The sequence below is a fragment of the Corallococcus sp. AB049A genome, from assembly GCF_003668885.1.
GTDB classification, from domain to species: Bacteria; Myxococcota; Myxococcia; order Myxococcales; family Myxococcaceae; genus Corallococcus; species Corallococcus interemptor.
This window is the reverse complement of the sequence record NZ_RAWL01000376.1, coordinates 1-8,546: the sequence shown is the minus strand read 5'-3', so window position 1 is coordinate 8,546 and position 8,546 is coordinate 1. Positions and strand designations below refer to the sequence as shown.

Sequence of the window (8,546 nt, the reverse complement as noted above, 5' to 3'; positions counted from 1 at the left end):
ACCCCGACGCCCCCACGCTCACCGTCGGCGACCACCAGAGCGAGCCCGACATCGTCGCGAGCCCCGACACGACGAGCAACGCCACGTAGTCCCACCACCGGCACGCGCGCTCCACCGCCGTGCCCACCCCCGCGAACACCAGCAGGTTGAGGCCCAGGTGCAGCGCGTCCCGGTGCAGGAGGTTGGCCGTCAGGAGCCGCCACCCCTGCCCCACGTCCGTCACCAGGGGGCCGGACTTCGCCCCCCAGTGGATCAGCGCATCCACTCCGGGTGGGCCTCCGGACGCCACCACGGTGTACAGAATGGCCTGCGCCGCGATCAGCGCTATCGTGAGCCCCGGTATCCTGCGCTCCCCACCCTTTCCGGCCAATCGACCGATGGACAACAGTGCTTCCCTGACCCTGGGATGGGCGAAAAGCCCTGTTGTTCTCGGGGGATACATGGCTTGTCTCGGCAAAGGGCATTCTGCTATAGCTGTACTCGGACCGGACCCGTGCTGAAGCTCATCATCGAAGACGACGAGGGGCGCAAGACCGTTGTTCCCTTCGTGCGCGACGAAATCACCATTGGCCGTCAGGAGGGGAACACCATCCGCCTGACCGAGCGAAACGTGTCACGTCGACACGCCCGGCTCGTGCGCCTCAATGGCCACGTCGTGCTCGAAGACCTGGGGAGCTACAACGGCACCCGGATCAACGGTGAACGCGTCGCAGGCCAGCTCCCTCTCAAGGAGGGCGACCTCATCCAGATTGGCGACTACGATCTGGCCTTGCAGGTCGAGGGCGCGGCCAACGCTGGCGCCCCTACTGGCGCCATCACCGCCAAGGTGCCCGCCTCCCGCCGGCCGGAGCCGGAGCCCGAGGAGGACGAGGACGACGACGTCCCCAGCGGCCCCGCCCCCCGCGACACCATGGTGGACGGCGAGGACGAGGCGGAGGACCCCGACTCCGACGGCGGCGACGAGCACGAGCACACGCCCGTGTCCGCGGATGCGCGCCGCAACGCCACGTCCATCATCCGCATGGACCAGATGGAGGCGGACCGCCCCCGGCGCGTGGAGCGCGTGCCGGAGGACGAGCAGCCCCGGCTGGTGGTGCTGGCCCCCAACGAGTTCAAGGGCCAGGAGTTCGACTGCAACCGCACGGAGCTGCGGATTGGCCGCACGTCGGAGAACGACGTGGCGCTGGACCACCGCTCGCTGTCCCGCACGCACGCGAAGGTCGTGCGCGAGGAGACGGGCGAGTGGCGCGTCATCGACATGCAGTCGGCCAACGGGATGATGGTCAACGGTGAGAGCTACGCCCAGGCGACGCTCGCGCACGGTGACGTCATCGAGATGGGCCACGTGAAGCTGCGCTTCGTGGGTCCCGGCTCGCTGGAAGAGGACCTCGCGGCGCAGGGCCGCGGCGGCTCCAAGAAGATGTGGGTGGCCGCGGTCATCGTGTTCCTGTCCATTGGCGCGGGCGCGGCGCTCTTCGTGGTGAAGGGCCAGGACCTGCTGCCCAAGCCGCCGGACGCCCCGCCCCCCGTGGTCGCCGCGGATCCGCAGCCCATCACCGAGCCGAAGGAGCCGAAGGAGCCGACGAAGCCGCCGGACACGAAGACTCCGGAGACCGTGGCCGCGACTCCTCCCGCGACGCCGGAGAAGCCGCCGGAGCCCCCGGCGGATCAGGCGTTCCAGGAGGCGCTGCAGGCGGGCAAGTTGACCGTCGCCGGCACCTCGCTCGAGGCGCTCCGCAAGGCCAAGGCGCTACCGGCCGCGACCCTGGATGAGCTCCAGGCACGGCTGGAGAAGGAGCGGAAGGCGGAGAGGGACCTCGCCGCGACCCGCCGCGCCCTCAAGGGCAACGACGTCGATGCCGCGACCAAGGCCTTCAGCGCCATCCCCACGGACACCGTCTTCGTGAAGGAGCGCAAGGATCTCAGCGACCAGTTGGACGCCGCGCAGGCCCAGGCCGCGCAGAACACCCAGCTGCCGGAGCCTCCGCAGGACGCCCCTGACGCGACAGCCACCGCGCCCAAGAATCCGAATGCCAAGCCCACGTCCGACTTCATGCGGAACATGAAGCCGGCGGACGTGAGCAAGAACATCGAAGTCATCCAGGGCAAGGTCCTGGGGCTCATCAAGGCCAAGGAACCGAACAGCGCATTGGAACTCGCCAAGGACTGCGCGCTGCTCGCCCCCAAGGTCCCGGAGTGCCACCTCATGCTTGGCGTGGTGTACGCCAAGGTCAACGACTTCAAGATGAGTGAGCAGCACTACGAGACGTTCCTCACGCTCACGCCCGAAGGCTATCCCAAGCGAGACCTGGTCATCAGGGCCTTGAGCCAGATGCCCGGCGCAACCCCGCGTCAGGCGCAGAATCCCCCCGCCTCGAAGAGCGGCGAGTAGTCCCCCCCGCAGCACATCCCTCAACCCTGCAGCGAGGAGACGCTGTGCAGATTCGCATCCTGGTAGTTGATGACGAGCAGGACAACTGCGACTACCTCAAGCTGGTGCTGACCCGTGAAGGCTACGAGGTCGTCACCACCACGGACCCGACGCAAACGGTGGACATCCTCCGGGGCTCCGACTTCCACCTCGTCATCCTCGACATGATGATGCCGCAGATGTCCGGCACCGAAGTGCTGGAGCTGATCCGCAAGTACGACACGGACATCGCAGTCATCGTCGCCACGGCCTACCCCACCGTGGACACGGCCGTCGCGTCGCTCAAGGCGCAGGCGTCCGACTACGTGAAGAAGCCCATGGAGCCGGAGCAGTTCACGGCCGCCGTGCGCAACGCGCTGCAGAAGAAGGGCCTGTCCCAGGACCCGGAAGCAGACCTGCACCGCGCCATCGGCCGCACCATCCGCGACGCGCGCAAGACGCAGGAGCTCACGCTCAAGCAGCTGGCCCGCCGCACCGGCCTGTCCGTGTCCCTGCTGTCCCAGATTGAGCGCGCGGAGTCCTCCGCGTCCATCTCGTCGCTCTACAAGATCGCCTCCGCGCTCCAGCTGCGCATGGGCGAGCTGTTCGGCGACACCTAGCGGCCGCTGAACCGGGGCGCGCGCTTTTCAAGGAAAGCCGCGCGCCCCTCCTTCGCGTCCTCGCTGCCAAACGCCTCGCCGCGCACCTGACGCAGGTGCGCGACGTCGTCCGGGGACAACCCGGAGCGCGCCAGCAGCCCGAACGCCTCCTTCATCCCCGACACCGCCCTGGGCGCCCCCGCGGCCAGCGTCGCGCACAGCGCCAGCGCGCGTCCTTCCGCGTCCTCGGGACACTCGTCCAACAGCCCCCACGCGAGCGCCTCCGCCGCCGGCAACCGGCGCGCGGTGAGGAACAGCTGCTTCGCGCGGGACAGCCCCACCAGCCGCACCGCCCGCGCCAGCCCCTCCGGCGAGTACACGATGCCCAGCCGGGCCGGAGGCATGAGGAAGAAGGCGTCGGGAGCGCCCACGCGGAAGTCGCAGGAGGCCGCCAGGTCGAAGCCCGCGCCCACCGCGCCGCCCTGCACCAGCGCCACCGACGGCGACGGGTGCCGCTCCAGCTTCAGCAGGCACGCCACCAGCGGGTCATCCGGCAGCCGCCCGTCAGCGCCGGGCGGCCCCAGGTGCGTCAAGTCATAGCCCGCGCAGAAGTGCCCGCCCTGGCCGCGCACCAGCAGCGCGCGCACGTGGGCGGCCGGCTCCAGCGCCGCGTCCAACCGGGCCAGCAACGCGTCATTCAGCGCGTTGCGCCGCGACGGGTTGGAGACGGTGAGCACCCGGACACCGCCCTCGCGATCCTCCACCTCCAGCGTGGGCTCCATCCGGTGAAGCCCGTGACTACCCGAGCACCACGAGGACGTCGCCCTCGTTGACCGCCTGCGCTTCCTTGCAGCGGATCTCCTTCACCGTGCCGCCCTCCTCGGCCTCCACGGGCATTTCCATCTTCATGGACTCGAGGATGACGAGCGTGGTGCCGGCATCCACCTTGTCGCCGACCTTCACTTCGATCTTCCACACCGTGCCCGTGATGTGCGCCGCAACGTCCGCCATGAACCGTCCTCCTCGGGTGGGAATACTTAAGGCTTCGCGTGATGATCCAGGAAGTGCGTGTCCAGCTCACCCGCCGCGAAGGCCGGGTCCTTCAGGATGCGAAGGTGGAGCGGGATGTTCGTCTTGATGCCTTCGATGCGGAAGGACTCCAGCGCCTTCACCGCGCGGGCAATGGCCTCGTCGCGCGTGGCGCCGCTGATGATGAGCTTGGCAATCATCGGGTCGTAGTTCGGCGTCACCACGTCCCCTTCCGCGTAGCCGGAGTCCAGGCGCACGCCCTCGCCCGTGGGCGGCTGGAACACCTTCAGCGGGCCGGGGGACGGGAAGTACTTCACCGGGTCCTCCGCGTAGATGCGGAACTCCAGCGCGGCGCCCTTCCGCTTCACGTCCTCCTGCTTCACCGTCAGCTTCTCACCCGCGGCGATGCGCAGCTGCCAGCCGATGAGGTCCAGGCCCGTGGTCAGCTCCGTCACCGAGTGCTCCACCTGGAGCCGGGCGTTCATCTCGATGAAGTACACCTGCCCGTCCGAGTACAGGAACTCCACCGTGCCCGCGTTGGCGTAGCCGAACGCCTTGGCCGCCTTGACGGCCGCCGTGAAGAGCGTGTCCGCCAGGCCTGAGTTGCGTCCGTTGGCGAACAGCACCGACGGGGCCTCCTCCACCACCTTCTGGTGCCGGCGCTGGATGGAGCACTCGCGCTCCAGGCCGTGGATGAGGTGGCCGTGGGTGTCGCCCAGAATCTGGACCTCGATGTGACGGGGCGCCGGGAAGTAGCGCTCCAGGTACACGCCCTCGCGGCCGAAGGCGGCCTTCGCGCGGTCCGTGCACTGGCGGTAGACCTTCTCCAGCTCCGCCGGATTGCTCGCCGCCGCCATGCCAATGCCGCCACCGCCGCTGGCGGCCTTGCACAGCACCGGGTAGCCAATGCGCTCCGCGGCCTCCAGGGCGCTCTGCACGTCCGGCAGGACGCCGTCGCTGCCGGGCACCACCGGCACGCCCGCGGCGGACACCAGCTTGCGCGCCTGGCTCTTGTCCTTCATCCGCGCCATGGCCTCCGGCGGCGGGCCCACGAAGGTCAGCCCCGCGTCCGCGCACGCCTGGGCGAACTCGCCGTTTTCGGACAGGAAGCCGTAGCCGGGGTGCACCGCCTGGGCGCCCGTCTTCTTCGCCGCCTCCAGGATGGCGGGGATGCTCAGGTAGCTGTCCTTCGCGGGCGCGGGGCCGATCCTCACGGCCTCGTCCGCCTCCTTCACGAAGGGCAGGTTCGCGTCCGCGTCCGAGTACACCGCCACCGTCTTCACGCCCATGCCCCGGGCCACGGCCCCGATGCGACGCGCGATTTCACCCCGGTTGGCGATGAGCAGCTTCTGGAACATGGCGGGCACCCTGGCTTTACGAAGGGCGGCCAAACTAACCCCCACCCCCTTGACTGACAAGCGTCCGGGCAGTCGCGCAACAGGTCCGTACAGTCCCGTAAATTTGCGGGCTTGCGAGAGCCTGGCGTACCTTGCCCGACGTGAATCCCCCGTCGACAGGAACGCACAGCGTCGTGGACCTGCATGGTGCCCGCCGCGCCCGCCGTCTGGACTTGTACCGGAACCGGCTCAACCAGCGGCAGCAGGACACCCGCGCCAATCTGGTGACGCTCTACGAGGGCGGCACCCTCTTCACGCCCGACGGCACGCAGCAGGGCCGCTCCCTGCTCAAGGCCCTGCAGCTCTTGCAGCGCGCCGGCACCCGCCTGGAGGAGCTGTCCGGTGATGGACTGCTCCCCGCCCCCAGCGCGTCGGAGCGCATCGACGCGCTCTACGACGAGGTGGACGGGCTGTTCACCAAATGCGACCGCCTCACCGGCAGGGGCACGGCGAGCGTCGCCCGCCTCCCCCGCTAGCGTCCCGCCGCTGCCTGACTCAAGGCAGCTCCGTCTGGCCCTGGCGGCGCAGGAACGTGGGGATGTCGAACTGATCCTCGTCCAGGGGCAGCGCCGCGTCCTTCACCACGGCCGTGCGCGCGCTCTGCATGGACGTCTTGGGCGACTCCACGGAGGACATGGCCGGACGGGGCGCGCTCTTCGCGGGCACCAGGCTGGCCACCTCCTCGCGCGGCGAGGACAGCACGGACGGCGGCGTGGAGGGACGGCCCACCAGCGGCACCTGCACCACCTGCGCCATGGAGCGCACCTTGGGCGCGTCCCGCTGCACGAAGCCGGTGGCGATGATGGTGATCTTCACCTCGTCCTGGATCTGCTCGTCGATGAGCGACCCGAAGATGATCTCCGCCTCGCCGTCCGCCGAGTCGTGCACCAGCGTCAGCGCCTCGTTGACCTCCTGCAGGGTCATGTCGCGGCCGCCGGTGATGTTGATGAGCAGGCCGGTGGCGCCGTCGATGGAGACGTCCTCCAGCAGCGGGCTGGAGATGGCCTGCTGCATGGCGGTGATGGCGCGGCGGTCACCGCACGCGTGGCCCGTGCCCATGAGCGCCAGGCCCTTGTCGCTCATGATGGTCTTCACATCCGCGAAGTCCACGTTGATGTAGCCGTGGTACTGGATGAGGTCGCTGATGCCCTGCACGGCGTTGAGCAGGACTTCGTCCGCGCGCTTGAAGGTCTCCAAGAGCGGCATGGGCTCGTTGGAGAGCGACAGCAGGCGCTGGTTGGGGATGGTGATGAGCGTGTCCACCGCGGCCTTGAGCTCCACGATGCCCTGCTCGGCCTGCTTGCGGCGCTTGTTGCCTTCGAAGAGGAAGGGCTTGGTGACGACGCCCACCGTGAGGCAGCCCAGGCTCTTGGCGATGTCCGCGATGATGGGCGCGGCGCCCGTGCCGGTGCCACCGCCCATGCCCGCGGTGACGAAGACCATGTCGGCGCCTTCCAGCACCGCGGCGATCTGATCGCGCGACTCCAGGGCGGCCTCGCGGCCCATCTCCGGGTTGGCGCCGGCGCCCAGGCCCTTGGTGAGGGCCTGGCCCAGCTGCAGCCGGGTGGGCGCCTTGCTCGCGGCGAGCGCCTGGACATCGGTGTTGGCGGCGATGAAGTCCACGCGGTCCAACTTCGACAGAATCATCGTGTTGACCGCGTTGCAGCCCGCCCCGCCCGCGCCCACGACACGAATCTTCGCGGCCTGCTTGTTCTGCTCGAACTGGTCCATGTCGTCCTCGTGGCGGAAGCACCGCGGCGCCGTCCGCGGAAACACCCACCCTCGACAATCATCAGGAAGTCGGGCGCTTTGGCAAGTATTCCGCTACCAGCCTGTAGCGCCCTGCTGCGCGACCGAGTCCTGACGCCCACTTACGCGAATGGCATCAGCGGCCATACGGACATCGCGCGGATGTAAACACCCTCTTGACTCGCGTCCGCTGACTCGCCGTAACCAGTCGTGCGCGCCTTCCGCGCACGCGTGACGTGACAGGACGGGGCGCGGATGACGAAAAGGCCCGGCTCCCTCGGGGGAACCGGGCCTTCCGTGTTTCATTCCTGAAGTGGAGCGCTACGGGGCGGGCTTCTCCACTTCCACCTTGCCCATCCGCGTGATGTTGAACTCCACGCGGCGGTTGTTCTCACGGCCGGCGGCCGTCTTGTTGGTGTCCACCGGCTTCGTCTCGCCGAAGCCCTCGGACTCCAGGCGCTCCGCGGCGATGCCCTCGTTGACGAGGAACGTCTTCACGCTGGCGGCGCGGCGCTTGGACAGGTCCAGGTTGGAGGCGTCGTTGCCCTGGCTGTCCGTGTGGCCCTCGACGCGCAGCAGCTCCACCTGCGGGTTGGCGCGCAGCACGGCGGCCACCTGCTTCAGGATGGGGAACGAGCGCGGCAGGATGACGTCCTTGTTCGTGGCGAAGTAGACCTTCTCCAGGATGAGGATGCGCTCGCCCTCGACGAGCACCTTGACCTTGCCCTTGTCCGGGCAGCCGTCCTCGTCCTCCACGCCGTTGATGGTCTCCGGCTCCAGCGGGCACTTGTCCGCCGTGTCGGGGATGCCGTCCTTGTCGTTGTCCGGATCCGGGCAGCCGTCCTCGTCCTGGAAGCCGTCCTTGTCCTCGGGCGCGTTGGGGCACTTGTCGTCCGGGTCCATCAGGCCGTCGCCGTCGGAGTCCACCGGCGGAGGCGGCGCGGGCTTCGTGTCCGGGCAGCCGTCCTCGTCCTCGAAGCCGTTCACCGTCTCCGGCTCGTTGGGGCACTTGTCGGCCGTGTCGACGATGCCGTCCCCGTCGTTGTCCGGGTCCGCGCAGCCGTCCTGGTCCTGGAAGCCGTCGAAGTCCTCCGGGCCTTCCGGGCACACGGGCTTCGGAGGCGCCGCGGCGCGCTCCGGGGTGCTGTAGGCCACGGACGCGAGCACGCGGAAGGTCGGCGTGCCGTAACCATGGGTGAGGCCCGGGCCCGCGCCCACCTGCGCGGACAGACCGGTGGGCGCGCGGTACTTCAGGGCCGCGAGCAGCTCCAGGGGACGCTCCTCCTCGTTCTGCTGCTTGAAGCCCATGGCGCCCACCAGCGAGGCCTGGGCGGCCAGCGGCAGGTCACCCAGCGGAACCTC

Annotated in this window: 9 protein-coding genes; 3 read left to right on the top strand and 6 right to left on the bottom strand. The window is 69.1% G+C overall.

The features are described from left to right. A partial coding sequence (locus D7X55_RS30480) for a rhomboid family intramembrane serine protease (RefSeq protein ID WP_121724896.1) occupies nucleotides 1-442 on the bottom strand: 442 nt, incomplete at its 3' end. A gap of 51 nt (nucleotides 443-493) precedes the next feature. On the opposite strand from D7X55_RS30480, the gene D7X55_RS45555 reads away from it, so the two are divergent. Next, nucleotides 494-2,392 (top strand): FHA domain-containing protein, encoded by a 1,899-nt coding sequence (locus D7X55_RS45555; protein ID WP_121724895.1) that lies wholly within the window; start codon nucleotides 494-496, stop codon nucleotides 2,390-2,392. A 44-nt stretch (nucleotides 2,393-2,436) separates the two neighbouring features. Then, nucleotides 2,437-3,030, top strand: a complete 594-nt coding sequence (locus D7X55_RS30470; protein ID WP_014398871.1) for a response regulator — start codon at nucleotides 2,437-2,439, stop codon at nucleotides 3,028-3,030. On the opposite strand, the gene D7X55_RS30465 is transcribed toward D7X55_RS30470, so the two are convergent. Genes D7X55_RS30465 through D7X55_RS30455 form a run of 3 tightly spaced genes read right to left on the bottom strand, consistent with a single transcriptional unit; the run spans nucleotide 3,027 to nucleotide 5,396 of the window. After that, nucleotides 3,027-3,791: an enoyl-CoA hydratase/isomerase family protein gene (locus D7X55_RS30465; protein WP_120552626.1), complete on the bottom strand. Its 765-nt coding sequence runs from the start codon at nucleotides 3,789-3,791 to the stop codon at nucleotides 3,027-3,029. The genes D7X55_RS30470 and D7X55_RS30465 overlap by 4 nt on opposite strands. Nucleotides 3,792-3,807: 16 nt before the next feature. Then, entirely contained in the window at nucleotides 3,808-4,020 is a 213-nt protein-coding gene (locus D7X55_RS30460; protein WP_120552625.1) for a biotin/lipoyl-binding carrier protein, read from the bottom strand. Nucleotides 4,021-4,046: 26 nt separating this feature from the next. Beyond that, the gene (locus D7X55_RS30455; protein ID WP_121724894.1) at nucleotides 4,047-5,396 is read right to left on the bottom strand and encodes an acetyl/propionyl/methylcrotonyl-CoA carboxylase subunit alpha; all 1,350 of its coding nucleotides are present in this window, start codon (nucleotides 5,394-5,396) and stop codon (nucleotides 4,047-4,049) included. Nucleotides 5,397-5,569: 173 nt separating this feature from the next. Here D7X55_RS30455 and D7X55_RS30450 point away from each other — a divergent pair, with 173 nt between their 5' ends. After that, nucleotides 5,570-5,911, top strand: a complete 342-nt coding sequence (locus D7X55_RS30450) for a hypothetical protein (RefSeq protein WP_233591908.1) — start codon at nucleotides 5,570-5,572, stop codon at nucleotides 5,909-5,911. A gap of 19 nt (nucleotides 5,912-5,930) precedes the next feature. On the opposite strand, the gene ftsZ is transcribed toward D7X55_RS30450, so the two are convergent. Continuing rightward, complete coding sequence (gene ftsZ, locus D7X55_RS30445) at nucleotides 5,931-7,166, bottom strand: cell division protein FtsZ (protein ID WP_120552622.1); 1,236 nt, start codon at nucleotides 7,164-7,166, stop codon at nucleotides 5,931-5,933. Between the two features lie 339 nt (nucleotides 7,167-7,505). Continuing rightward, on the bottom strand, nucleotides 7,506-8,546 hold a 1,041-nt coding region (locus D7X55_RS30440), incomplete at its 5' end, for an OmpA family protein (protein WP_147470270.1).